Genomic DNA, 24,593 nt, shown 5'->3' with positions numbered 1-24,593 from the left:
GAGGGTACCGAAGCCATCCTTCCTGACAAATCCCTACCCCTCTGAAACAGACAAGCCCTTACCTCCGAGCTGGAAGTAAGGGCTTGTCTGTTTATCTGGCTTATCACAAAAGAAGAGGAAGGATGGCTTCGTCGTGCCTCCTCGCCATGACAAACTATCTACTTCACGTTTACCACGTTCATGGCGCGCTCCAAGCCCACAGTGCCAAATAGCAGCACGGCCTCGGCAGCCTTTTCTAAACGAGCCTCCAAGTCAATCTTTTCATCGGCTGCAAACGGGCTGAGCACGTAGTCCACCTGCCGGCCTTTGGAGAAGCTGGAGTCGATGCCGAAGCGCAGGCGGGCGTATTCGTCGGAGCTCAGGGTTTCCTGAATGTGCTTCAGGCCGTTCTGGCCCCCGGCCGAGCCTTTGGCTTTCAGCCGTAGTTTGCCAAAAGGCAGGGCTAGGTCGTCGGTCACCACTACCATCTGTTCCTTCGGGATTTTCAGGGCGCTCAGCCAGTGAGCTGCCGCTTTCCCGCTTAGGTTCATGTACGTGGTGGGCTTCACCAGCACGAAGGTGTGGCCTTTGTGCTTGATTTCAGTGGTGAAGGCGTGGCGGCCCAGCGCCCAGGGCGCGGCTTCGTGCTTGCGGGCTAGGTAGTCGCCCACCATAAACCCCACGTTGTGCCGGGTGTCGGCGTACTCTGGTCCGATGTTGCCCAGGCAGAGAACAAGAAATTTCATAGGGAAGAGTTAGGACCGCAAACGTAAAAAATCCTGCTCCGCCGCAAGGCAAAGCAGGATTTTAAGATTCGGCAGTGCGAAAAACTATTTCTCAGCCTGCAGCGTGCCACGCAGACCACGCGGAATGGTCACGGTAGCAATAGGAGCCAGCGGGTTGGTGAGGATGGTGTAGCCTTGGGCTTCTACCTTGTTCACTTTGATCGACTTGCCCAGGCCCAGGTCCGAAATGTTTACCTCTACGAAATCGGGGAGGTTTTCGGGGGTAGCCTTTACTTTCAGCTTGCGCAGCTTGCTTACCAGCTTGCCACCCTGCTGAACGCCGGGCGAGGTGCCAACGTATTTCACGGGCACTTCCATTTTTACTTCTTTGCCTTCCTGCAGCTCCAGGAAGTCAACGTGCAGCAGCATTTCGTTCACGGGGTGGAACTGGGCGTCCTGCACGATAGCGCGGCGGATGTCGCCTTCAATGTTCAGCTCCACGATGTGCACCTCGGGGGTGTACAGCAGCTCGCGGAACAGAATGGCCGGAGCCGAGAAGTGTACTTGTTCAGCACCGCCGTACAGTACGCAAGGTACGTAGGAGTCCAGGCGCAGGGCCTTGGCATCCTTCTTACCGAGATTCGCTCTTTTAAACCCTACAATCTCGAGGCTTTTCATAAAACGTGTTCTTTGAAAGATAAAAACGCTTACCCACAGCAGGCAAACGGGCCGCAAAGATAAGCGGATTGTTTGGGAGTTGAAAGCTTGAGTAATGGGTAGCCCATTCCCGCCGCTTGTCATCCTGAGCCTAAGCGAAGGACTTCTACCGCTTCTGTTAGGGGGTAGCAGTTACCCTCAGTAGAGGTCCTTCGCTTAAGCTCAGGATGACAAGAAAGGGCTCTTCTTAAATAAACAGTGAGCTGATGGACTCGTGGGTTACCACGTTGCGGATAGCCTGGGCAAACAAGCCAGCCACGGAAATTACCTTGATTTTGGGGTTTTCTTCTTTCAAAGGCAGCGTGTCGGTAATCACCAGCTCTTCCAGCGCCGAGTTCCGAATCCGTTCGTGAGCCGGGCCGCTCAGCACCCCGTGGGTAATAACAGCTCGTACTGACTTGGCCCCGCGCTCCATCAGCAGCTCGGCGGCTTTACAGATGGTGCCGGCCGTGTCCACGATGTCGTCCACGAGCACCACGTTCATGCCTGTCACGTCGCCGATTACCTGCATGGAGGCAATTTCGTTGGCCCGCAGACGCATTTTGTCGCAGACCACAATTTCGGCCCCGAACTTCTTGGCGAAGGCCCGGGTGCGTACTACCCCCCCTACGTCGGGCGAAGCGAAAATCAGATTATCGAGGTTCAGTGACTTGATATAAGGAGCCGTCACAGTAGCCCCATCCAGATGATCGACCGGAATATCAAAGAAGCCCTGAATTTGGCCGGCGTGCAGGTCGCAGGTCATCATGCGGTCAGCGCCTACGCTCTGGATCATGTTGGCCACTACTTTGGCCCCAATGCTCACGCGTGGCTTGTCTTTGCGGTCTTGGCGCGCGTAGCCCATGTAGGGCATTACAATGTTCACCTTATAAGCAGAGGCACGCTTGGCGGCGTCCACCATCAGGGCCAGCTCCATCAGGTTTTCGGCGGGCGGGTTGGTGCTCTGAATCAGGAACACGGCGCAGCCCCGGATGCTTTCGTTGAAACTAGGACCGAGCTCCGTATCGGCAAAGCGCTGAATGCTGAGGTCGCCGAGCTGGGTGCCGTAGGCGGCGGCAATCTGCTGACCCAGTTCGCGGGAGGCATTGCCCGCAAAGATTTTTACCTGCTGTGACATGAAAGGGGTAGGTGGAGGGGGAAATAAAAAGCGAAAGGCGCTGACTCTTCCGGATTAGGAAGAATCAGCGCCTTTCGCGTTGGGTTGTCGGTTGTCCGACCAGGGCTCGAACCTGGACTTTCTTGAATCAAAATCAAGCGTGTTGCCAGTTACACCATCGGACAATTTCCAGGCGGCTACCGGTGTAAGTATGCCGTTTGGTTGTGCAAATGTACGGCAGCTTTTATTCAAGGCAAATTTCCCGGTAAAAATTTTTCGGGTGCCTACCTCACAAAAAGGGTGCGGCCGGGCTTTCTAAGCTGATTTTCAGGTCTTCAGCTTATGAAAAAAAAGTTGACGGAGCCGGGTTCGGAGGGGCTTTGGCAATGCCGGGATTAAGCCGTACTTTTGCGTCCTGAAACGTTGCACCCATCCTCTTATATAAAAAGCAATGGCGAATACCGGCAAAATCACCCAGGTTATCGGTCCCGTCGTGGACGTGAGCTTCGCGGGTGAAGGCTCTAAGCTTCCCAACATTCTCGACGCCCTCGAAGTCACGAAAGACAACGGCCAAAAAGTTCTGCTGGAGTGCCAGCAGCACCTGGGCGAAGACCGTGTGCGCACCATCGCCATGGACTCGACCGAGGGCCTGACCCGCGGCGCTGAAGTTCGTGACCTGGGCTCGCCCATTACCATGCCCACCGGCGAAGGTGTGCGCGGCCGTCTGTTTAACGTTATTGGCCATGCCATCGACGGCATCGCCCAGCCCCAGAGCGACGGCGGCCTGCCCATTCACCGCGGCGCCCCCGCTTTCGAAGACCTCGCTACGTCGTCGGAAGTGCTGTTCACGGGTATCAAAGTAATTGACCTGCTCGAACCCTATGTAAAGGGTGGTAAAATTGGTTTGTTCGGTGGTGCCGGAGTAGGCAAAACCGTACTGATCATGGAGCTGGTAAACAATATCGCCAAGGCCTACGGTGGTCTGTCGGTATTTGCTGGCGTGGGTGAGCGTACCCGCGAAGGCAATGACCTGCTGCGCGAATTCCTGGAGTCGGACGTAATTAAGTACGGCGAAGGCTTCAAGCACTCGATGGAAGAAGGCGGCTGGGACCTCACGAAAGTGGATGCCGAAGCCCTGAAAGACTCGAAGGCTACCCTCGTGTTCGGCCAGATGAACGAGCCCCCCGGAGCCCGTGCCCGCGTAGCCCTGTCGGGTCTGACGGTTGCTGAAAGCTTCCGCGACGGCGACGGCACCGGTGCCGGTCGTGACATCCTGTTCTTCATCGACAACATCTTCCGCTTCACTCAGGCGGGTTCGGAAGTGTCGGCTCTGCTGGGCCGTATGCCTTCGGCCGTAGGTTACCAGCCCACGCTGGCTACCGAAATGGGTGCCATGCAGGAGCGTATCACCTCTACCAAGCGTGGTTCTATCACGTCGGTACAGGCTGTATATGTACCTGCCGACGACTTGACTGACCCGGCGCCGGCTACGACCTTCGCCCACTTGGACGCTACCACCGTACTGAGCCGTAAGATTGCCGAGCTGGGCATCTACCCCGCCGTGGACCCCCTGGACTCCACCTCGCGCATTCTGGACCCGGCCGTTATCGGTCAGGAGCACTACGGCACCGCCCAGCGCGTGAAAGAGATTCTGCAGCGCTACAAAGAGCTGCAGGACATCATCGCCATTCTGGGTATGGACGAACTCTCGGAGGAAGACAAGCTGACGGTAACCCGCGCCCGCCGTGTGCAGCGCTTCCTGTCGCAGCCCTTCCACGTAGCTGAGCAGTTCACCGGCCTGAAAGGCGTTCTGGTTGACATCAAAGACACCATCAAAGGCTTCAACGAAATCATCGACGGCAAGTACGACCACCTGCCCGAGGCGGCTTTCAACCTGGTAGGCACCATTGAGGATGCTGTGGTGAAGGGCGAGAAGCTGATGGCGGAAGCCAAGTAATTTCTTTTGAGCTGTTAGCTATTGGCTGTTAGCTGTTAGCCTCCGGGCTATAGCAAGCAGCTAATAGCTAACAGCCAATAGCTAATAGCTCAAAGAATATGCATCTGGAAATCATCACGCCCGACCGCAAGGTGTTTGAAGGCGAGGTTACATCGGCCCGGTTTCCGGGTGCTGATGGCCTGTTTGAGGTTCTCAACAACCACGCTCCACTGATTTCGGCACTGCAGGCCGGCGACATCGTGCTGAACGGTGGCGCTACCAGCTTCCGCATTGAAGGCGGGGTAGTAGAAGTGCTCCGCAACAACGTTATTGTGTTGGCGGAAGGCGCTTCGGCGTAACTTCTTCACAAACCTAGCTTGCCAAGCCCCGTGTCTGCTCTCGCAGGCACGGGGCTTTTTGCGTGTAATAGGCAAGTTGAAAATGCTTGGGTCAGGCGGTTTGCCAGGGGTAGCCGGAGCCAATGAAAAACCCGGCAACCGGTGTAGCTTGCGGCATCTTCTGCTGATTTATTGTTCGGTTGCTATGCGTATTCCTTTTATTGTGGATTGGCCTGCTGCTGGCGGCCGGTTCGGGCTTTGCCCAGACGTTTCAGATTGATTACCGACGGGCCATGCGGACCCAGGATACAGCCAAGGTGCGCAAAGTGCTGGCTGCCTGGCAACGAAAAGAGCCCCAGAACCCCGACCTTTTTGTAGCCCGGTTCAATTACTTGCTGCGAAAGGCCTACCGGGTGGAGGTAAGCACGAGCCAAGCAACCGGACGGGGGGTAGCCATTCAACAAAAAGATGGCAAACCGGCTGGCTCTATCAACGAAGGCTATGAACCACAGCTGCTCGAAGCTGCCCGCGCTACCCTGCGCGAGGGTATTCAGCTGGCGCCAGAGCGGCTGGATATGCGGTTTGGCTTGGCCAAGACCTATGAGCTAACCCACGAGCCAGACCGCGAAGTAGCTGTGCTGGCGGCTACCTTGGCCGACCATAAAGCCAGCGGTAAGCCTTGGCGCTGGAGCGAAGGCAAGGCTTTGCCAGCCCCGGAAACCGTTTTTCTGCCCGAAAGTCTGGAAGAGTATATGCTGCCTTACTGGCAGGCAAATACGCCTGCGGATGCGGAAGTAGCCCGCCGGCTGGCCGAGCTGATCAACCAGTACTACCCGGAAAGTTCGCTCGGGCCCTTTAACCTGGGCATGTATTACAGCCTGCAACAGCAGCCCGACAAAGCCCGCTGTTTCAGCAGGCCAACAGCCGCCGCCCCAACGACTGGCAGACTCTCCAACCTTACCCGCCTAGCCATTAACACGAACCGCAAAGCCGAAGCACAGCAGTACCTGGCTTCGTTGCAGAAGCTACTCGCCGGGCGCCCGGCGGCGGCCGACCTGGGCAAGGAAGTGCGCAAAATGAAATAGTGTCCGGTTGCGACACACGCCGTAATTTGCCTTTGTTTTGCCGCTTTCCCTGACTTTCCACCCATGCACATCCACCCCAAAATCACCCCGATTTATCAAACTTCGGTTTTCAAGTTTGAAGACCTGAACGAAGTAGAGCAGTATTTCGGGGAGCCGGGGAGCCGCTACCTCTACTCACGCAACGGTAACCCCAATTCCGATGAGTTGGCCGCGGCCGTGAACCGGCTGGAAGGCGGGGCCGGAGCGGTAGCAACGGGCTCGGGTATGGCCGCCATTTTTGCGGCCCTGCTGGCCTGCTGCCAGGCCGGCGACCATGTGCTGTGTGCGGCCGATATATACGGCGGCTCCTCGTCGCTGCTGGACCAGGAGCTGAGCCGGCTGGGCATTACCGTGACCTATGTGCCGTTTGAGCAGCTGTACTCCCTGGGTCAGCTTGTGCGGCCCACCACCCGGCTGCTGCTGGCTGAAACCATGAGCAACCCTCTGCTGCGCGTAGCCGATTTGCGGCGGCTGGCGGCGGAATGTCACCAGCACGGGCTAAAGCTGGTGGTAGATAACACGTTTGCTACTCCTGTTCTGACACGCCCCCTAGAACTGGGCGCCGACATAGTGCTGCACAGCGTGACGAAGTACATTGCCGGCCATTCGGACGTCACGGCGGGGGTAGTGGTAGCGAAGGATGAGGAAACGGCCGCCCGCCTCAAGCAGATAGGTGTGTTCTACGGCCTGACCCTGAGCCCCATGGAAAGCTGGCTGGCCGTGCGCGGGCTGAAAACCTTGCGGCTGCGGGTGCGGGAGCACAGCCACAACGCCCTGGCAGTAGCCCAATTCCTCAGTGCGCAGCCCTCTGTGCGGGCCGTGTACTACCCCGGCCTGCCCGATCATCCGCAGCACACGCTGGCCCGAGAGCAGGGAAGCGGCCTGTTCGGTGGCATGATGTCGGTGCTGTTGGCTGATGATGCGGAGGTAGTAAACCAGTTTATGCGCCGCACACAGCGGTTTCCGTTCGCTCCTTCCTTGGCCGGCGTCGATTCTTCGCTGTCCTACCCGCTGGCAACATCGCACCGCTACCTTACAGCGGAGCAGCAGGACGAGTTGGGTATCAGCACCGGCTTGGTGCGGTTGTCGGTAGGAATTGAGCCGGTAGAGGAACTGCTGCAGGACTTAGAGCAGGCGCTAAAATAAATCTGCACAGGGGGCAACGGCAGAGCGGGCAGTAGCTACTGGGAATGTACTACCCGCTCTGTCGTTGTACTGAATCCGCCGTGATTTGTGCGTTTTATACTGCCGAATGAACTTTATGTACTACAAGGCGCGCCTATGTGCCGATCGGAGGGCTTAAAATAGCTCCCGAATGGCTTCTGCTACTCGCCGCAGGTCAGTTTCGGTCATGGCTGAGCCCGAAGGCAGGCACAGGCCCTGGGTAAATAAATGCTCGCACACCTTGCCGCCAAAGCAGGGGGTAGCGGCGAAGAGCGGCTGCAGATGCAAGGGCTTCCAGAGCGGACGGCTCTCGATGTTGTGCGTTTCCAGGTGCTGGCGCAGCTGCTCCGGCGTGACTGTGGTTTCGGTGGGGTTGAGCAGGATAGTGGTCAGCCACCGATTGGAGCGGACTCCAGTGGGTTCCGTCGGGCCGAAGCTTAAGCCCGGGACACCGGCTAGGTGCTTCTGATACCACGCGAAAATCTCGCGACGCTTCTTTACCCGATCCTCCAGCAGTTCCATCTGTCCCCGACCAATCCCGGCCAGCAGGTTGCTCAGGCGGTAATTGTAGCCCAGCTCCGAGTGCTGATAGTATGGGGCATCGTCCTTGGCCTGGGTGGCCCAGAAGCGGGCTTTGCGGGCCCATTCAGGGTCATTCGTAACCAAGGCACCACCGCCGCTGGTCGTCAGGATTTTGTTGCCGTTGAAGGAGAAAACACCGACGTCGCCGAAGGTACCGAGCGGCTGACCCTTGTACCGGGCGCCCAGGGCCTCAGCGGCATCCTCCAGAATGGGCACCCCGAACTCGGCCGCTACGTCCCGGATTTCGCGCAGCTTGGCGGGCATACCGTAGAGGTGTACCAGAATCAGGGCTTTGGGCCGCCGGCCCTGGTGCTGCCGCTCCGCCAAGGCCTCACGCAGCCGCTCGGGGCACAGATTCCAGGTTTCGTCCTCGCTGTCAATAAAAATAGGGGTAGCGCCCAAGTACACAATGGGGTTGGCCGTAGCCACAAAGGTGAACGAGGGGCAGAGTACTTCGTCGCCGGGGCCCACACCTAGCAGCCGCAGACCCAGATGGATGGCGGCCGTGCCAGACGTAAGGGCTACGCAGTGCCGGGCACCGGTAAACTCGCAGATGTCGCGCTCAAAACCGTCCAGGTTTGGGCCGGCCGGCGCTACCCAGTTGTCCTCAATGGCTTTGTGCAGGTAGTTAAGCTCGTGGCGGCCGAGGTGAGGAGGGGAAAGATACAGTCGGTCGTAGTCCTGGCTGCGCATGGAGGAAGCAGAGATGAAAGCGAAAACGGGTGGAGGCTAAAGCGACCAACTGGCAGGTAGCGGCAGGAAAGAAGGGAAAAATTTGCGGGACATGGGCTTATTGCCCATTTCTGATTTTGAGCACCTGCGCCGGTACCCCTACGGCCGTGGAGTGCGCAGGCAGCGAGCGGACCGCCACAGCCCCGGCCCCGAGAATGGCGCCGGTACCCACCCGCACCTGGTTGATAACCGTGGCATTCGTGCCCAGGTACACGCCGGCTTCGAGGTGGGCCTCGCCACCCACATTGGCATGGGGCATCAGGGAGCAGAAGTCTTCCAGCACGGCATCGTGCCCGATGGTGCAGCCCAGGTTCAGCAGAACATGTCGGCCCAGGGTAATATCGCAGGTAAGAATGCAGCCCTGACAGATAATGCTGCCCTCGCCAACCTGCACTTGCTGGTAGGCTGCCAGGGCTACTCCCGGGTGCACCAGAGAGGCAAACGTGAGGTGCGGGGCCGTCAGGCGCTCCACAATAGCGGTCCGGCTGTGGCTGTTGCCCACGGCTACTACTACGTGCCGGGGCTCAGGCTGCGCCCTGAGGTCTTCAGTGGTGCCCAGGTAGGGTAGGCCCTGGAGGGTAGGCGTTGCGGGGGAGCGGTCATCGTAGAAGCCGGCTATTTCCCAGGTGGGTGAGGCCTCGTTGATTTGACGGGCCAGCATCAGCACCTCGCGGCCCAGCCCCCCGGCGCCCACAATAACCAGGATAGGAAGCGGCGCAAGAGCCGGATTGGGGAGGGCGGGGGCGTAACTCATGCAAGGGGTGGCAGTTGATCGGAAGAGGCGGAGGGCGTACCAGTAAAAGCAGTGGTGGTGGCCTGGCCGGGGGCGGAAATATCGTGAGAGCCCAGCACCCGCCCAACAGTTAGCGCCAGAATGCGCAGATCCAGCCCAAACGACAGATGATCCACGTACCACACATCCAGCGCAAACTTCTGCTCCCAGCTGATGGCGTTGCGGCCATTTACCTGGGCCCAGCCGGTGATGCCGGGCCGCACCTCATGGCGACGGGCCTGCTCCGGTGAGTACAGCGGCAGGTATTGCTCCAGCAGCGGCCGAGGGCCCACCAGACTGAGGTCGCCGCGCAGCACGTTCCAGAGCTGGGGCAGCTCGTCGAGGGAGGTGGCCCGGATCCAGCGGCCCAGGGGGGGTAGGCGGTCGGCATCGGGCAAGAGGTGGCCGTGGGCGTCGCGCCGGGAGGTCATGGTTTGAAGCTTGTAGAACGTGAACAGCCGCCCGTGCAAACCCGGCCGCCGCTGCCGAAACAGCCAGGCCCCGCGGTTCTGAAGGCTTAAGGCCAGCGCCAGGGGTAGGAGCAGGGGCACGGCCAGCAGCAGCGCCGGAGCCGCCAGCGCAACATCCAGCAGCCGCTTTCCGCGACGGACGTACCAGGAGGAAGATGCGGGGGCGCTCATGGCCCCAAAAATAGGCGGAAATACCCGGCCGGTTTGACTTCGGCGGCCGGCGGCTTAGCTTGCGCTTCATTCCGCGCAACGTATGCTTGTTTTCCCCAACGCCAAGCTCAACCTCGGGCTCTACATCACGGGCCAGCGCCCCGACGGCTTCCGCAACCTCGAATCGGTGTTTTTGCCGCTGCCCTGGACCGACGCGCTGGAGGTGCTGCCTGCCACCGAGACAACGCTAAGCCTCACCGGTATCCCGATTCCGGGCGAGCCGACTACCAACCTCTGTCTGCGGGCCTACGAGCTGCTGAAGGCCGATTTCAACCTGCCGCCGGTGCAGCTGCACCTGCACAAAGTAGTGCCCATCGGGGCCGGGTTGGGCGGGGGCTCCGGCGACGCAGCTTTTGCCTTGCGGGCTCTCAACGACTTGTTTGGCCTGGGCCTACCCCCCGAAACGCTCGAAACCTATGCCCGCCGCCTGGGCTCCGACTGTGCCTTCTTCATTCGGAACAAGCCGGTTTTTGCCTACGAGAAGGGCGACGTGTTCGAAGACATCCCCCTCAACCTAACGGGCACCGCCTGCAAAGTCATCTACCCGGGCCTGCACATCAGCACGGCCGAGGCCTATTCGTGCGTCAGCCCCCGTGCTCCGCGCCACGACTTACGCGCGGCCCTGGCCCGGCCCCTGGAAACATGGCGTGATACTGTCAGCAACGACTTTGAGGACGCGCTGACGCCTTACTACCCGGTGCTCGGCGAAATTAAGGAGCAGCTCTACGCCGCCGGCGCCACGTACGCCAGTCTGTCGGGCTCCGGCTCGGCGGTATACGGGTTGTTTCCGGGTCTGGAGCAGCCCCCAGCGCTGGAGCTTCCGGCGGCGTACCAAGTCTGGAACGGACGGCTGTGACGTGTCATGGCGAGGACGCAGGACGACGCCATCTTTCCTCTCCTCCGTGACCAGCCTGATAAACAGACAAGCCCTTGACGCTGGCACAGTCGTTAAGGGCTTGTCACATTGCAGGGGGGGGGTAGCACGCGGGTCAGGACGGATGGCTTCGCGCTGCTTGCCATGACAATAATTCACCTCTTACCCTACCAGCACATCAGCCGCTTCTTTTTTGCGGATGCGGCGGCGGTTCCATTGGTCGATAACGGGGTGAATGAGCACGCTGAGCAGAATCAGGACCGTGCCCATGTAAAACTTCGTGGACAGCTTCTCCTGCCCGAAGCCGGGGATATGAAACGTGTACATCAGCACCGCCAAGATGATGCCGTACACCGGCTCCAGGTTGATGGTGAGGTTGACCACGAAGGCCGAAATGCGCTTCATCAGCTCCACCGAGGTAGAGAAGGCGTACACCGTGCATACGCCGGCCAGCACCAGCAGCCACAGCCAATCGAAACCGGACAGCGCCAGCTGCACGCCCCGGCCCTCGGTGAAATAGCGGCCGTAAATGGGCAGAAACAGCGCGATGCTCAGGCAGGCACCGGCCATTTCGTACAGCGTCAGGCGCAGGGGCGGGTGGCGCTGCACCAGTTTGGAGTTGAACACACTGAACAAGGCCGAAAGCCCGGCCGATACCACGGCCACCAGCAAGCCCGGCAGCTGGTCCAGCTCGGCCTGCGACACCAGGTAAAGCCCTACCATCGTCAGCAGGCCCAATCCTACCTCGTAGGGCCGCACCCGCCGCCACAGCAGTAAGGGCTCCAGCAGGGAGGTCCAGAGGGCCAGGGTAGCCATGCCGGCCAGGCTCACACTCACCGAGGAAAGTCGGGCCGACAGAAAAAAGGTAATCCAGTGAGTCGCCACCAGGGCCCCAATGCCCAGCAGGCGCAGCGCCTCGCCGGCCGGAATCTGCCAGGGCTGCCGCCGCACCAGCAGCAGCCCGGCCAGGCCCGTGGCCGCCAGCAGCGTCCGCCAGAACACCAGTTCTACCGGCGGCAACGAAATCAGCTTGCCCAGAATGGCCGTGAAGCCCCAGAGCAACACAATAAAATGCAGGCGAAGGTAGTCTTTGAGCAAGGGTAGGAGGGTAGGAGGGTGTGGGGGTAGGAAGGGGTAAGGTTGGGGGTAGGAGGGAGTGGGGCAGGGAGGTAGAGAGGTCGTCTTCCTGAGCTTGCGAAGGACCTTCTCCCTGTAGCACGATAATCGTAACAATGACTCGTTCCGGCGTGATAAGGTCCTTCGCTCCGCTCAGGATGACAGGTCTTTTAACACTTCATGCCTTCCCCTTACCCGGTTTAGCGTGGTACCACGCGGTAGAGGAACAGGCCAATAATAGTGAAGACAATGCTGGGCACCCAGGCGGCCAGCAGGGGCGAGAGGGTGCCTACGGCCGCCAGGTTGCGGCTCAGAATCACGAAGATGATGAACACGAAGGCCAGCACAAAGCCCAGGGCAATCTGGCCGCCTACCCCGGCCCGGCTCTTGCGCGCGCTCATAATTACCCCAATCACCGTCAGGATAAACATGGCGTAGGGGTAGGCAAACCGCTCGTACTTTTCGCTCAGGTACACCTGCGTATCGTCGGCGCCGCGGGCTATTTTCTGGTTGATGTAGCGGTTGAGCTCCGGCAGGGTCAGGGTTTCGGCCAAGCGGTAGGTGCTGGCGAAGTCCTTGGGGTAGAGGTTCAGGGTCGTGTCGCGGGCGGGCAGGCTCAGCAGGGTTTCCTTTTCGCCATTGAAAGTGCGCACCACCTGGGGCGTAAGGCGCCAGGCCCGCTTGGTGGAGTCCCAGGTAATGGCCTCGGCCGTCATGCGGCGCTTGAGCAGCTGCCCGTCAATGGTTTCCAGCGCAAACTTGTAGCCCACGTTGTTCACGTTGTCGTAGCTTTCCATGAAAGCGTAGCTCTGCGGCCCGATTTTGATGTGCACGTTGCGCGCATCAAAGCGGTAGGGGTTCTTGATGTAGGCCTTCTCGAACTGTACCCGCGTTTTGTTGGCAATCGGGATGAGCCAGCCCGTCATGGCCATGGTGAGGGCCCCCAGAATGGCACTGCCCATGATGTAGGGCAGCAAAAACCGCTTAAAGCTGATGCCCGAAGCCAGCATAGCTACCACCTCGGTACGCGAGGCCAGCTGGGCCGTCACGAACACCACCGCAATAAATACCGTGATGGGGGAGAGCAGGTTGGCGAAGTACGGAAACAGGTTCACGTAGTACTCCGAGACAATTTGCCAGGCGCCCAGGTCGTGCTTGAGAAAGTCGTCGTTCTTTTCCGTGAAATCAATCACGCATATAACCGACACGAGCAGCACTACCGTGAAGAAAAACGCGGTGAGAAACTTCTGGAGAATGTATTTGTCGAGGAGCTTCATTCAGTTGTCAGTTACCGGTTGCCGGTTGTCAGTGGCGCCCACTTGCGCAGCGGGATACCAGCGTCGTAGTGGAAATAGCATAACGTGTTCCGCAGCAAAAACTGGCAACCGACACCTGACAACCGGCAACTCATTACAAACGTGTCATCACCTGCTTTACCATCTTCTCTTTCCACTCCCGGAAAGTGCCGGCCAGAATCTGCTGGCGGGCCTGCTTCACCAGCCACAGGTAGAAGGTCAGGTTGTGGATGGAGGCAATCTGCGGGCCCAGCATTTCCTTGCTGTGGAAGAGGTGGCGCACGTAGGAGCGGGAGTAAAACGTGCTGACGTAGCCGCCCAGCTCCTCGTCAATAGGTGCGAAGTCGTCGGCCCACTTCTTGTTGGCAATGTTCATAATGCCCTGGGTAGTAAACAGCATGCCGTTGCGGGCGTTGCGGGTGGGCATCACGCAGTCGAACATATCTACGCCCAGGGCAATGTTTTCCAGGATGTTGGCCGGCGTGCCGACCCCCATGAGGTAACGCGGCTTGTCCTTAGGCAGAATGTCGCAGACCAGCTCGGTCATTTCGTACATCAGCTCGGCCGGCTCGCCCACGCTCAGGCCGCCAATGGCGTTGCCTTCGCGGCCCTGCTCGGCAATAAACTCCGCCGATTTTACCCGCAAATCCTTGAAGGTACTACCCTGCACAATCGGGAAAAGCGTCTGGGAGTAGCCGTAGTGACCCTCGGTGCTGTCGAAGCGCTGAATGCAGCGCTTGAGCCAGCGGTGGGTCATGTCGAGCGAGCGGGCGGCGTAGCTGTACTCGCAGGGCCAGGGCGTGCACTCGTCAAAGGCCATGATGATGTCGGCCCCGATGGTGCGCTGAATGTCCATGACGCCCTCGGGCGAGAACAGGTGCTGCGAGCCATCAATGTGGGAGCGAAACTTCACACCCTCTTCCTTGATTTTGCGCGTACCCGACAACGAGTACACCTGGTATCCGCCCGAGTCGGTGAGGATGGGCCGGTCCCAGCCGTTGAACTGGTGCAGGCCACCGGCTTTGCTGAGCACTTCCAGCCCGGGGCGCAGGTAGAGGTGGTAGGTATTGCCAAGGATAATCTGGGCCTGAATGTCGTCTTTCAGGTCGCGCTGCTGCACGGCTTTCACGGTGCCGGCCGTGCCCACGGGCATGAAAATGGGCGTTTCAATCGGGCCGTGGTCGGTGTGAACTACGCCGGCGCGGGCTTTGGTACGCGGGTCGTTGGCTACGAGGTCGAAGGTCATCTAGAGAAGTCAGTTGCCAGTTGCGGGTTGCCGGTTGCCAGTGGGCCAGTATTTCTTTTCAGATAGAACGAACTGGCAACCGGCAACCCACAACTGGCAACTGATACACCTGCAAAGGTACTCGCCCTACCCCGAATGCCTACTTTTGCACTCCGAATCATCTGTTCTGCCTTGCCTTTCCATCTGTCCCCGGCCCTGTGGCTGCTGCTGGCCTGCGTGCTGGTGCAGCTTTTCTACGCCGCCTACTACTTTCTGCCCTTCGCCCGCCGCCCCTCCGAGGCCGCCGACGGACCCGATACCGAGCCGGTATCTATTCTCGTGTGCGCCCGCAACGAGCTGGAAAACCTGCGCCGGTTGCTACCCCTGCTGCTGCAGCAAGACTACCCCGCCGGCTTCGAGCTGATTATCATCGATGACCGCTCCACCGACGATACCTACCTGTATGTGCAGCAGCTCACCCAGTACTACCCCCACGTGCGGCTGGTAACCATCACGAGCACGCCTGATGGGCTGTCACCTAAAAAATACGCCCTGACACTGGGCATCAAAACGGCCCGGCACGAGCGGCTGCTGTTCACCGATGCCGACTGTATTCCGGCCACCAATCAGTGGCTCAGGTACATGCAGCGGGGCTTCCATAAGCCGGCCGATGTGGTGCTGGGTTATTCGGCGTACGCGGCGGAAAGCGGCTTTCTAAATAAGCTGATTCGTTTTGAAACCTTCCTGACGGGAGCACAGTATTTGTCGTTCGCGTGGCGCGGCTACCCTTACATGGGAGTGGGGCGCAACCTTGGGTACACCCGGCAGGTCTTTCAGCTAACCAAAGGTTTCGCCTCGCACATCCGCAGCCTTTCCGGCGACGACGACCTGCTGGTGCAGGATGCCGTGGCCCGGGGCGCCCGGGTAGCGGTAGTAGCCGATGCCGGGGCCCATACCCTGAGCGAGCCAGCCCAGACGTGGGGCCAGTGGTGGCGCCAGAAGCGGCGGCACCTCTCCGCAGGCAGTCGGTATCGATGGTCTGATCGTCTTCGGATTGGAACATTTATTGGCGTAAATTTGCTATTCTACGGCACGACAATCGGTCTGCTGTTTTCCCGCCCCGATTGGGTACCTTTGGCTGCGGTGTGGCTCGTGCGCACCCTGGCCATGACGGCCGTGTACCACCAGCTCGGCCGTCGGCTCGAGGACCGGCTACCCCCCGCGTGGCTGCCAGTCCTCGACGCCGTGTATTTTTTTTATTATCTCGCTCTGGGAATGTCACTGTTCCTCTACCGCACCCTCCGATGGAAGTAAACAATCAGGAAAAACAGTTCTCTGCCAAAGCCAAGCACGACTTCAAGCTGATTCGGGCCGCCGTTGAGCAGAGCGACGAAAAAGCCTACGCCGAGCTGATGCAGATCTACAAGAAGCCGGTGTACCACGTAGTGCTGAAGATGGTGCGCAACCCCGACGACGCCGAGGACCTAACCATCGAAGCCTTCGCCAAGGCCTTCAAAAACCTGCACAAGTTCAACCCGGAGTTTGCCTTCAGCACGTGGCTGTTCCGCATTGCCACCAACAACTGCATCGACTTTATTCGCAAGAATAAAATCAAGACGATGTCCATTGACTCGGCCATCAAGATTGACAATGGCGACGAAATCACCATCGACTTCCGCGACCAGAACCTGAACCCGCAGGAGTCGGCCATCAAAAACCAGAAAATCGAAATCATGCAGCACGTGGTATCCCGGCTGCCCGATAAATACCAGCGCCTCGTGACTTTGCGCTACTTTGATGAGCTGAGCTACGAGGAAATTGCCCAGGAGCTGAAAGCCCCCCTCGGCACCGTGAAAGCCCAGCTGCACCGCGCCCGTGAGTTGCTCTATGACATGGTGAAGAACAAAAAGGAAATCATCTAAGCACAAAAAAGCCCCGGCGCAGGTCGGGGCTTTTTTGTGCTTGTCATTTCTTATCTGTCATCCTGAGCCTGCGAAGGACCTTGCCACGTCTGAGTAGATGGTATGGTACGGGGCTGAGCAAACCTGACAAGGTCCTCCGTAGGCTCAGGATGACAGACGTTTTTACCTTTGCGCCACCATGAGCATCATCAACCACTATTTCCCACACCTCACCAACCAGCAGCGTCAACAGTTTCAACAGCTCGAAAGCGAATTTCGGGGCTGGAATGAGCGCCTGAATCTGGTAGCCCGCACCGATGTGGATAACCTCGCCGAGCGCCACTTCCTGCACTCCCTGGGTATTGCCAAGGTGGTAGAGTTTGCGCCCGGCTCCTCGGTGCTGGATGTGGGCACGGGTGGTGGTTTGCCGGGTCTGCCGCTGGCCATTCTGTTCCCGGAAGTGAAGTTTCACCTCGTGGATAGCATCGGTAAGAAAATCAGGGCGGTGCAGGACATGGCTCACGCCCTGCAGCTTCCCAACGTCACGGCCGAACAGACCCGCGCCGAGCAGCTACGCCCGCACTACGACTACGTGGTGAGTCGCGCCGTAGCCAGCCTGGCCACCTTCTACACCTGGATTGAGCACCGCTACAAGCCCGCTGCCACAGCCGCCCCCGGCAGTGGCCTCTACTACCTCAAAGGCGGCGACCTGACCGAAGAAATCGAGGAGTCAGGCCTGACGGCCAACGTAGTGGACCTGAATGATTTCTACGCCGAGGAGTTCTTCGACACCAAAAAAGTGGTAGTCGTGCTTAACGCTTAGGTTTGGTGCCTGATGAGGGGGTAGGGTACTCTGCCTCCAACGTATGTGCTACACTCTCTACACTGCTAAACCCTTGCCTCTTTGTCAGAAGCAAGGGTTTGGCGGTTTAGAGGGGGTAGGGAAAATTCTGGGTTATGCCTCACGCGGGCACCTCGGCGGTCAGAAACTCTACGGCGCGCCGCTCGGAATAATACTGACCGTCGGGGCTGCCTTCGCCGAAGCCGACGTGGCCGCCATCGGAAGGCGTTTCCAGGTACACATAGGGGCTGCGGGCGGCTACCTCGCGCGGAAAGCAGGAGGGAGGCAGGAACGGGTCGTTCTGGGCGTTTACCAGCAGGGTCGGCACCTGAATGTTGCCAAGGTAGCGGCCCGAGCTGGCGTGCTCATAGTACTCATCAGCCGACTTGAAGCCGTGCATAGGCGCCGTAAACCGGTTATCAAACTGCGGAAAATCCTGCAGCAAGTCAATGTCAGTTAAATCAACCTGACCGGGTAGCAATTCAGCTTTCGCCCGCATCTTGGCCCGAAGGGTTTTCATAAAGCGGTTGAGGTAGATGCGGTTTTCCAGCCGGGCAATGTGGTGGGAACTGGCCTTCAAATCGGTGGGCACCGAGAAAACTGCGGCGCGCTGCACTTCCTGGGGAACCCGCGCCGGATTTTCGCCCAGGTACTTCAGTGTGACGTTGCCGCCGGCTGAAAAGCCTGTGAGGTACACCCGACGGTAGCGGCCGGTGCCCAGGGCGTAGCGCACTACAAAATCCAGGTCGTCGGTGTCGCCGAGGTGGTAGGAGCGGAGCAGGCGGTTCATTTCGCCGCTGCAGCTGCGGTAGTTCCAGGCCAGGGCGTCCAGGCCGGCTTGGTTAAGCGCCCGCACCATGCCGCGCACGTAGGGCCGGCTGGCGTCGCCTTCCAGGCCATGCGACACAATACCGAGCCGGTCCGTGGGCGCGGGCCCAGGCCGGCACGACCAGTCCAGGTCCAGAAAGTCGCCGTCCGGGGTTTCTACCCGCTCGCGCTGGTAGCGTACTTCCGGCACCGTACGCCACAGGCTGGGCACAATGGTTTGCAAGTGGCCATTGAAGAGGTAAAACGGGGGCTGGTAAGGGGAGTGCGCAATAAGAGGCATGGCAGTAATCGGAAAGTCAGAGGCCTGAGCCAGTACAGAAAGATACGCAGGAAACCGTATGCATGCATACAACTACTAGCCGGGCCAAATCAGTTGCACCAGGTTTTTCCTAGCTCAACAGCAAATTGGATAAGAAGATAAAATAGTTCGTCTGGTGACGCTGAATAGCCCTAATGCTTTATCAATACTCATAAAATATGTACTTATTCTGAGAAATGCCGTAGAAGGTAGCTCTGAACTTAATTCCTACTCTAATGAAAACAACGAACCTGATTCCCCAGCTTTTCATGGTTGGTGCCCTTGCCTTTAGCACCGCATGTAGCAGCACCAATACCGGCACCAGCACCGGCACTACTTCCGGCAGCGGCTCTATGGATTCCAGCATGGGAACCGACATGAGCACCACGCCGGGCAGCGCTGCCAGCGCCGGCTCGGTAGGCACCAGCGGCACGGCGGCCATCAGCGGCTCGGGCGGGGCCAACAGCACGACTGCCACCGGCGGCGCAACGGATATGAACGCCTTTATGGCTTCTTTCGCCACCATGCAAGACCCCGTCTTCCTGATGACGGCCGCCAGCAGCAACCTGCTTGAAATTCAGATGGGCCAGTTGGCTACCCAGAAATCGACCAACGCGGATGTCAAGCGCTTCGGGCAGATGATGGTGGACCACCACACCAAAGCCACTCAGGAACTCAAAACGGTAGCTACCCCGCTGGGCGTTACCCTGCCCCAAACCATGATGCCCGTGCACCAAGCCATGGCCGACAAGCTGATGAATAAGTCCGGGAAGGCCTTTGACGAGGACTACATGGACGCCATGGAAACAGCCCATAAGATGGACATTGCCATGTTTGAGGTGAAGAGCAACGCGGCCGAAACGCCCACGGTGAAAGCCTTCGCCACCAAAACGCTGCCCATGCTGCGCTCCCACGAGAAAATGGCCAACGAAATCGAGAAGAAAGTTGACTAGCCTACATGGGCTGCTAATCCTACCTCGCATACCGGCACGGATGCCGAGGGTAAAAAACGGGGCGCGCTGGCTTAGCCGGCGCGCCCCGTTTGCTTTAACTTATTGAGGCACTGACCATCGGCCGGAGCCCTTGCTCTTTACTAATCCCTTAAGGGTAGGATTTGCTATTTCAAATCAAAGCTTTACCTTTGCACTCCCCAATTGAACTGAATTCGAGCAGAAGACCATTTTCATACCCCATGGCAAATCATAAGTCGGCCCTCAAGCGCATCCGTTCCAACGAAGCTAAGCGCGTGCTGAACCGTTACCAGGCTAAATCTACCCGCACGGCTATCAAGAAGCTGCGTGGCACCACCGACGCTACCGCGGCTCAGGAGCTGCTGAAGAAAGTTTCGTCGATGCTGGACCGTCTGGCTAAGAAGAACATCATTCACAAGAACAAAGCCGCTAACAATAAGTCGAAGCTGGCTAAGTTCGTGAAGTCGCTGGCTGCCTAAGCAGTAAACCGGCGCTCTGCTCTATATACGTAAGGCCCTGTGCTTGCGCACAGGGCCTTACTGCGTTCAGCCCCTGGCTGGGCTAGGCCGATAGGGAAGGAAACAACTCCTGGGGCCTCCCGAAGAGCCGAACCGACGTGAGCAAGCGCAGGTCCTACCCCCGGTACTTCTCTGAACCCTCATAGAAAGGCTGCTGCTCACGCATAACAAATGAAAAGCTGAGTGCCGGCCGGGAAAGACGGTTCTGGGCCGGGAGCCCCGCCCACAAAAAAGCCCGCGCCACAGAAGTAGCGCGGGCTTTTCAGGTAGAGGTAAGCTGCTTATGCGACGCTTACTTTTACCATGTTGGTTTTGCCTTTTTCATTGATGGGCATGGAGGCCGTGTTGATGAACACGTCGCCTTTCTGCAAGTGGCCGGTGGTAGTCAGGGCGTACTTGATGTCCGATACGGTGCTGTCGGTGCTTACCATGCGGTCGTAGTAGAAGCCGCGCACCCCCCAAATCAGGCTCAGGGTAGTAAGCAAGGGGCGGTTATCGGTGAAGATAAAGATGTTGGCTTTGGGCCGGTACTTGGCAATCTGGAAGGCCGTGTAGCCGCGGTGGGTCATGCCGGTAATGGCTTTGGCCCCGGTGTTTTTGGCCAGGTGGCAGGCCGCCGAAAGTACGCTATCCACCATGAAGGTCGGTGAGTCGGGCGTGATAGGGTACCAGTGGTGGTAGAGGCTGGGCATGCGGCTCTCTACACTGGTAATGGTGCCCACCATGGAGCGGATTACCTCGGCGGGGTAGGCGCCCACAGCCGTTTCAGCGGACAGCATCACGGCATCGGCCCCATCGATAACGGCGTTGGCTACGTCGCTGGTTTCGGCACGGGTAGGGCGGGGGGCCGTAATCATGCTTTCCATCATCTGGGTGGCCACAATTACCGGTTTGCCGGCCTTGTTGCACTTCTCCACGATGAGCTTCTGGGCCATCGGCACTTCCTCCATCTTCACCTCCACGCCCAGGTCGCCGCGGGCTACCATTACGGCATCGGTGAGGGCAATGATTTCGTCGAGGTTGCGCAGGCCTTCGGGCGTTTCGATTTTGGCGATGACGCGGGCCGTTTTGCCGCTTTCCGCAATCAAGTTTTTGATGAAGCGGATGTCCTCGGCCCGGCGGGCAAAGGAAAGGGCAATCCAGTCCACCTCATTTTCCAGCCCAAATTTCAGGTCCTCAATGTCCTTCTCCGTCATCGACGGGGCCGAAACCTCCGAGTCGGGCAGGTTGATGCCTTTACGCGGCTTCACGAGGCCCCCGTAGATAACCTCAACATCTACTTCCTTGTCGCGGTCAGTAGCCAGTACGCGCAGCTCAATCTTGCCGTCGTCGATGAGAATCATGTCACCGGCTTTCACGTCGCGCGCCAGGCCCAGGTAAATCGTGCTCAGGCGGGTAGCCGTGCTGATTTCCTTTTCGCCGCACACCAGCTTGATTTTGTCGCCGGGCTTAATTTCTACTCCGCCGCCTTCTACTTCTCCCAGCCGGATTTTGGGGCCCTGCAGATCCTGCAGCAGGCCCACGTTCATGCGCATATCCTTGTTGAGGCGGCGTACGGTATTCACCACGGCCAGGTGGTCTTCGTGGCTGCCGTGCGAGAAGTTCAGGCGGAACACGTCCACGCCTTCCCGCATCAGCATACCAAGTTTCTCATACGTGTTGGAGGCCGGGCCAACGGTGGCAATTATCTTGGTTTTATTAAAGTGCGGTCGAGATTCCATGATGCAGTATTAGGTTCAAAGGTTCGTGAATGCAGAGTGGAGGCCGGGGTGGGCCAGGCAGCGCAAAGGACTTTAGTAGGCGGCAGTGGCTCAAGGAAAAAGCCTTTACCGCGTACTAAAGTCCTTCGGGTTGCTCAAGAGCTAAGCTGGTATATGAAATTCAAAAAAGCAGATTTTCTTTGAATTTAAGGTCATTGGGGTTGAATTGGCTTACCAGTTGCACCTCGGGCAGGGCCGTCAGGTGGGCCAGCAGTTCCTCGGCAGCCAGCGCCCCCGAGCCATTGCTGACCTGCAGCAGGTAGTCGTACTCCTTGATATCGGGAGCGAGGTAGGGTTTCTTCAGGGCCGAGGCATCCACGGAGCGGTTGCGCAGCAGGCGCAGGGTGTAGTGCTCCGTAGCATACAGGTAGTTGCTGATGACCAGGCGGCCCTTGTTGAACAGATCATAAATCAGGTCCTGCTGCTTTACCAGGCGCAGCTTCAGCGTCCGGTTAAGAATCCAGGCCAACGTATGCTCGCGGGTAGAGGAAACCAGCCCGAACAGGTCGAACTCACAGTCATAGTCCACATCGAGCGTGAGGGTTTTCATGAGCGGCGGCAAAGGAAAGGAAACGCAAAAATAGGCACCGCAGTACCCACGCGGAACCCCCCGGGCCATAATCTTATACCGGGAAGAAACGGGGGGCGAAGTTTGACAATGTTAGCGAAGATGGTGTTATTTGTGCCGAGTTTTCCTTAAACCCCCACGGAAATGTCTGAAATTGCAGAAAAAGTAAAGGCCATCATCATTGATAAACTTGGCGTAGAAGCTTCGGAAGTTACTCCGGAGGCTAGCTTCACGAACGATCTGGGCGCTGACTCGCTGGATACTGTTGAGCTCATCATGGAGTTCGAAAAAGAATTCAACGTGTCGATTCCGGACGATCAAGCCGAGAATATCGGTACCGTGGGTCAGGCTATCAGCTACCTCGAAGAGCACGCTAAATAGTAATAGGTACGTGGTCGTAAGTAGTTGGACTGGGCTAGGCCTTATGTAGGCATACGTACTACCAGCTACTCACTTCCTGCCACCTGCAAGTGCTTACCGGCCGGCCTGCCGCCGGCCGTTTTGCTTTTCTACTGATTCCTTTCTTTCGCTTCTCTGAGCCAGCCTATGTCTCTTCGGAGAGTTGTCGTGACCGGCCTGGGTGCCATTACCCCGCTAGGTAACACTGCCCCCGCCTATTGGGAGGGCCTGCAAGCCGGTGTGAGTGGGGCCGCCCCCATCACCCGATTCGATGCCAGCAAGTTCAAGACCCGCTTCGCCTGCGAAGTGAAGAACTACAATCCGGATAACTACTTTCCCACCAAGGAAGGCCGGAAAATGGACATCTTCACCCAGTTTGCCCTGATTGCCGCCGACGAGGCCATCAAGGATGCCAAGCTGGACGAGGAAGGCGTTGACAAAGACCGGGTAGGCGTTATCTGGGGCTCCGGTATCGGGGGGCTCACCTCCCTGCAGGCCGAGTGTATCAACTTCGCCAACGGCGACGGTACGCCCCGTTTCAACCCCTTCTTTATCCCGAAGATGATTGCCGACAGTGCCTCGGGCAACATCTCCATCCGCCACAAGTTTCGCGGGCCCAATTTCGTTACTACGTCGGCCTGCGCCTCATCTTCTGACTCCATCATCTCGGCTTTCAACTACATCCGCCTGAACATGGCCGATGTAGTGGTAACGGGCGGCTCGGAGGCGGCTATCACCGAATCGGGGGTAGGCGGCTTCAATGCCCTGAAGGCTATGAGCGAGCGGAACGACGCGCCGGAGCAGGCCTCACGCCCCTACGACAAGGAACGCGACGGTTTTGTGCTGGGTGAAGGTGCCGCTTCGCTGGTGCTGGAAGAGTACGAGCACGCCAAAGCCCGCGGCGCCAAAATTTACGCCGAGTTGATTGGCGGCGGTATGTCGGCGGATGCCTACCACATTACGGCTCCGGACCCTGAGGGTAACGGCGTGGTGCTGGTAATGCAAAATGCCCTGCGCGACGCTGGTATTTCGCCCGCCGAGGTGGACTACATCAATACCCACGGCACCAGCACTCCGCTGGGCGACGGGGCCGAGGTGAAGGCCATTCAGAAGGTGTTTGGCGAGCACGCTTACAACCTGAACATCAGCTCTACCAAGAGCATGACGGGCCACCTGCTGGGCGGGGCCGGCGCTATTGAAGCGGTGGCCTGCATTCTGGCCATGCAGCACAACGTGGTGCCCCCCACCATCAACCACTTCACCGACGACCCGGAGCTGGACCCCAAGCTGAACTTCACGTTCAATCAGGCCCAGACCCGCGAGGTAAACGTGGCTATGAGTAACACCTTCGGATTTGGCGGCCACAATACGTCCGTCATCTTCCGTAAACTCCGCGACTAATGCCCAGGCCCGGTCAGCCCCTGCCGCTGTTTGGCTTTTTCCGCCGACTGCTGGGTCGTGACCGGGCCTTTCGGCAGGCCATTGCCACGCTCACGGGCCACACCCCCGATAACGTGCGGCTTTACCAGCTGGCCTTCACGCACTCCTCGGTAGTGCGCCAGCAGGGCGAGCAGGCCCGTCACCAAAGCAATGAGCGGCTGGAGTTTCTGGGAGACGCCGTGCTGGGCACGGTGGTGGCCGAGTATCTGTTCCGCAAGTTCCCGTATGAGCAGGAAGGCTTCCTGACCGAGATGCGCAGCCGCATTGTAAACCGGGAAAGCCTCAACGGCATCGCCCTTAAAATTGGGCTGGATAAGCTGGTGCAACTGGATGCCGGCCAGGGCCGCGCGGCTCGTTCGCGCTCCGTGAACGGCAATGCCCTGGAGGCCCTGGTGGGAGCTGTGTACCTCGACCAAGGCTACAAAACCGCCCGCAAGTTTGTGCTTGGCCGCCTGATCAAGCCCTACGTGGACGTGAAGGCCATGACCCAGACGACCACCAACTTCAAAAGCAAGCTTATTGAGTGGGCCCAGCGCAGCGGCAAAAATCTGCGCTACGACCTCACCGGCGAAGCTCGGCCCGGCGGCGTGATGGAGTTTTCCGCTACCGTGCTGCTGGACGAAAACCCTGTGGCTACCGGCATGGGGCTTTCTAAAAAGCAAGCTGAGCAATTGGCTGCTGAACGGGCCTTAGAAGTGCTGGGGGTGTAAGAAC

The 24,593-nt window shown here is 58.7% G+C and carries 25 protein-coding genes and 1 tRNA gene; 13 read left to right on the top strand and 13 right to left on the bottom strand.

Features of this window, described 5'->3' with window-relative positions; translation table 11 throughout:
• Window positions 1-158: 158 nt before the first annotated feature.
• The 4 genes from pth to FGZ14_RS11505 form a co-directional block, all read right to left on the bottom strand.
• The gene (pth, locus tag FGZ14_RS11520) at window positions 159-725 is read right to left on the bottom strand and encodes an aminoacyl-tRNA hydrolase (RefSeq protein WP_139924400.1); all 567 of its coding nucleotides are present in this window, start codon (window positions 723-725) and stop codon (window positions 159-161) included.
• An 84-nt stretch (window positions 726-809) separates the two neighbouring features.
• On the bottom strand, window positions 810-1,382 hold the full coding sequence (locus FGZ14_RS11515) for a 50S ribosomal protein L25/general stress protein Ctc (RefSeq protein WP_139924398.1): 573 nt from the start codon (window positions 1,380-1,382) through the stop codon (window positions 810-812).
• A 226-nt stretch (window positions 1,383-1,608) separates the two neighbouring features.
• Window positions 1,609-2,538, bottom strand: coding sequence for a ribose-phosphate pyrophosphokinase (locus FGZ14_RS11510; protein ID WP_139924395.1), 930 nt, complete (start codon window positions 2,536-2,538; stop codon window positions 1,609-1,611).
• 91 nt (window positions 2,539-2,629) lie between these two features.
• Window positions 2,630-2,702: transfer RNA gene (locus FGZ14_RS11505), tRNA-Gln, on the bottom strand.
• Between the two features lie 266 nt (window positions 2,703-2,968).
• Between FGZ14_RS11505 and atpD the strand changes: the two genes are divergently transcribed.
• The 4 genes from atpD to FGZ14_RS11485 all read left to right on the top strand — a co-directional run bounded on the left by atpD (window position 2,969) and on the right by FGZ14_RS11485 (window position 7,061).
• Complete coding sequence (gene atpD / locus FGZ14_RS11500; protein ID WP_139924393.1) at window positions 2,969-4,474, top strand: F0F1 ATP synthase subunit beta; 1,506 nt, start codon at window positions 2,969-2,971, stop codon at window positions 4,472-4,474.
• 98 nt (window positions 4,475-4,572) lie between these two features.
• Window positions 4,573-4,812 carry a F0F1 ATP synthase subunit epsilon gene (locus FGZ14_RS11495; RefSeq protein WP_110978462.1) on the top strand — a complete coding sequence of 80 codons (240 nt, stop codon included), beginning with the start codon at window positions 4,573-4,575 and terminating at the stop codon, window positions 4,810-4,812.
• A 200-nt stretch (window positions 4,813-5,012) separates the two neighbouring features.
• Complete coding sequence (locus FGZ14_RS11490; protein ID WP_139924391.1) at window positions 5,013-5,876, top strand: hypothetical protein; 864 nt, start codon at window positions 5,013-5,015, stop codon at window positions 5,874-5,876.
• Between the two features lie 63 nt (window positions 5,877-5,939).
• Window positions 5,940-7,061, top strand: a complete 1,122-nt coding sequence (locus FGZ14_RS11485; protein ID WP_139924389.1) for a PLP-dependent aspartate aminotransferase family protein — start codon at window positions 5,940-5,942, stop codon at window positions 7,059-7,061.
• 153 nt (window positions 7,062-7,214) lie between these two features.
• Here the strand turns inward: FGZ14_RS11485 and FGZ14_RS11480 are convergent, their stop codons facing one another.
• The 3 genes from FGZ14_RS11480 to FGZ14_RS11470 form a co-directional block, all read right to left on the bottom strand.
• Window positions 7,215-8,354, bottom strand: a complete 1,140-nt coding sequence (locus FGZ14_RS11480; RefSeq protein ID WP_139924387.1) for a DegT/DnrJ/EryC1/StrS aminotransferase family protein — start codon at window positions 8,352-8,354, stop codon at window positions 7,215-7,217.
• Between the two features lie 97 nt (window positions 8,355-8,451).
• Complete coding sequence (locus FGZ14_RS11475; RefSeq protein ID WP_139924385.1) at window positions 8,452-9,147, bottom strand: acetyltransferase; 696 nt, start codon at window positions 9,145-9,147, stop codon at window positions 8,452-8,454.
• Entirely contained in the window at window positions 9,144-9,806 is a 663-nt protein-coding gene (locus FGZ14_RS11470; RefSeq protein ID WP_139924383.1) for a sugar transferase, read from the bottom strand. Before FGZ14_RS11470 ends, FGZ14_RS11475 begins: the two co-directional genes overlap by 4 nt.
• An 82-nt stretch (window positions 9,807-9,888) precedes the next feature.
• On the opposite strand from FGZ14_RS11470, the gene ispE reads away from it, so the two are divergent.
• Entirely contained in the window at window positions 9,889-10,701 is an 813-nt protein-coding gene (gene ispE / locus FGZ14_RS11465) for a 4-(cytidine 5'-diphospho)-2-C-methyl-D-erythritol kinase (protein ID WP_139924381.1), read from the top strand.
• Between the two features lie 180 nt (window positions 10,702-10,881).
• Here the strand turns inward: ispE and FGZ14_RS11460 are convergent, their stop codons facing one another.
• The 3 genes from FGZ14_RS11460 to tgt all read right to left on the bottom strand — a co-directional run bounded on the left by FGZ14_RS11460 (window position 10,882) and on the right by tgt (window position 14,376).
• A complete protein-coding gene (locus FGZ14_RS11460; protein ID WP_139924380.1) occupies window positions 10,882-11,817 on the bottom strand; it encodes a DMT family transporter in 936 nt (311 codons plus the stop codon).
• Between the two features lie 218 nt (window positions 11,818-12,035).
• A complete protein-coding gene (locus FGZ14_RS11455; protein ID WP_139924378.1) occupies window positions 12,036-13,112 on the bottom strand; it encodes an LptF/LptG family permease in 1,077 nt (358 codons plus the stop codon).
• 133 nt (window positions 13,113-13,245) lie between these two features.
• Window positions 13,246-14,376, bottom strand: coding sequence for a tRNA guanosine(34) transglycosylase Tgt (gene tgt / locus FGZ14_RS11450; protein WP_139924376.1), 1,131 nt, complete (start codon window positions 14,374-14,376; stop codon window positions 13,246-13,248).
• A 171-nt stretch (window positions 14,377-14,547) separates the two neighbouring features.
• On the opposite strand from tgt, the gene FGZ14_RS11445 reads away from it, so the two are divergent.
• The 3 genes from FGZ14_RS11445 (at window position 14,548) to rsmG (ending at window position 17,079) form a co-directional block, all read left to right on the top strand.
• Complete coding sequence (locus tag FGZ14_RS11445; protein WP_183402624.1) at window positions 14,548-15,669, top strand: glycosyltransferase; 1,122 nt, start codon at window positions 14,548-14,550, stop codon at window positions 15,667-15,669.
• Entirely contained in the window at window positions 15,660-16,277 is a 618-nt protein-coding gene (locus tag FGZ14_RS11440; RefSeq protein WP_139924372.1) for an RNA polymerase sigma factor, read from the top strand. The genes FGZ14_RS11445 and FGZ14_RS11440 overlap by 10 nt, the downstream gene beginning before the upstream one ends.
• A gap of 178 nt (window positions 16,278-16,455) precedes the next feature.
• Window positions 16,456-17,079: a 16S rRNA (guanine(527)-N(7))-methyltransferase RsmG gene (rsmG, locus tag FGZ14_RS11435; RefSeq protein WP_139924370.1), complete on the top strand. Its 624-nt coding sequence runs from the start codon at window positions 16,456-16,458 to the stop codon at window positions 17,077-17,079.
• Window positions 17,080-17,218: 139 nt separating this feature from the next.
• Here the strand turns inward: rsmG and FGZ14_RS11430 are convergent, their stop codons facing one another.
• Window positions 17,219-18,205, bottom strand: a complete 987-nt coding sequence (locus tag FGZ14_RS11430) for a YheT family hydrolase (protein WP_139924368.1) — start codon at window positions 18,203-18,205, stop codon at window positions 17,219-17,221.
• 254 nt (window positions 18,206-18,459) lie between these two features.
• Here FGZ14_RS11430 and FGZ14_RS11425 point away from each other — a divergent pair, with 254 nt between their 5' ends.
• Window positions 18,460-19,176, top strand: coding sequence for a DUF4142 domain-containing protein (locus tag FGZ14_RS11425; RefSeq protein ID WP_139924366.1), 717 nt, complete (start codon window positions 18,460-18,462; stop codon window positions 19,174-19,176).
• Window positions 19,177-19,415: 239 nt separating this feature from the next.
• On the top strand, window positions 19,416-19,673 hold the full coding sequence (rpsT, locus tag FGZ14_RS11420; RefSeq protein WP_073287339.1) for a 30S ribosomal protein S20: 258 nt from the start codon (window positions 19,416-19,418) through the stop codon (window positions 19,671-19,673).
• Window positions 19,674-19,993: 320 nt separating this feature from the next.
• On the opposite strand, the gene pyk is transcribed toward rpsT, so the two are convergent.
• Complete coding sequence (gene pyk, locus FGZ14_RS11415; RefSeq protein ID WP_139924364.1) at window positions 19,994-21,433, bottom strand: pyruvate kinase; 1,440 nt, start codon at window positions 21,431-21,433, stop codon at window positions 19,994-19,996.
• Between the two features lie 160 nt (window positions 21,434-21,593).
• Window positions 21,594-22,022, bottom strand: coding sequence for an IPExxxVDY family protein (locus FGZ14_RS11410; RefSeq protein WP_180754332.1), 429 nt, complete (start codon window positions 22,020-22,022; stop codon window positions 21,594-21,596).
• Window positions 22,023-22,184: 162 nt separating this feature from the next.
• Here FGZ14_RS11410 and FGZ14_RS11405 point away from each other — a divergent pair, with 162 nt between their 5' ends.
• The 3 genes from FGZ14_RS11405 (at window position 22,185) to rnc (ending at window position 24,589) form a co-directional block, all read left to right on the top strand.
• Window positions 22,185-22,421, top strand: a complete 237-nt coding sequence (locus FGZ14_RS11405; protein ID WP_019948606.1) for an acyl carrier protein — start codon at window positions 22,185-22,187, stop codon at window positions 22,419-22,421.
• A gap of 165 nt (window positions 22,422-22,586) precedes the next feature.
• Entirely contained in the window at window positions 22,587-23,840 is a 1,254-nt protein-coding gene (fabF, locus tag FGZ14_RS11400) for a beta-ketoacyl-ACP synthase II (protein WP_139924361.1), read from the top strand.
• The gene (gene rnc, locus FGZ14_RS11395) at window positions 23,840-24,589 is read left to right on the top strand and encodes a ribonuclease III (RefSeq protein ID WP_139924359.1); all 750 of its coding nucleotides are present in this window, start codon (window positions 23,840-23,842) and stop codon (window positions 24,587-24,589) included. The genes fabF and rnc overlap by 1 nt, the downstream gene beginning before the upstream one ends.
• Window positions 24,590-24,593 lie beyond the last annotated feature (4 nt).

Source organism: Hymenobacter sp. DG01, from assembly GCF_006352025.1.
Classification (GTDB): domain Bacteria; phylum Bacteroidota; class Bacteroidia; order Cytophagales; family Hymenobacteraceae; genus Hymenobacter.
This window is presented reverse-complemented; position numbering and strand designations above follow the sequence as displayed.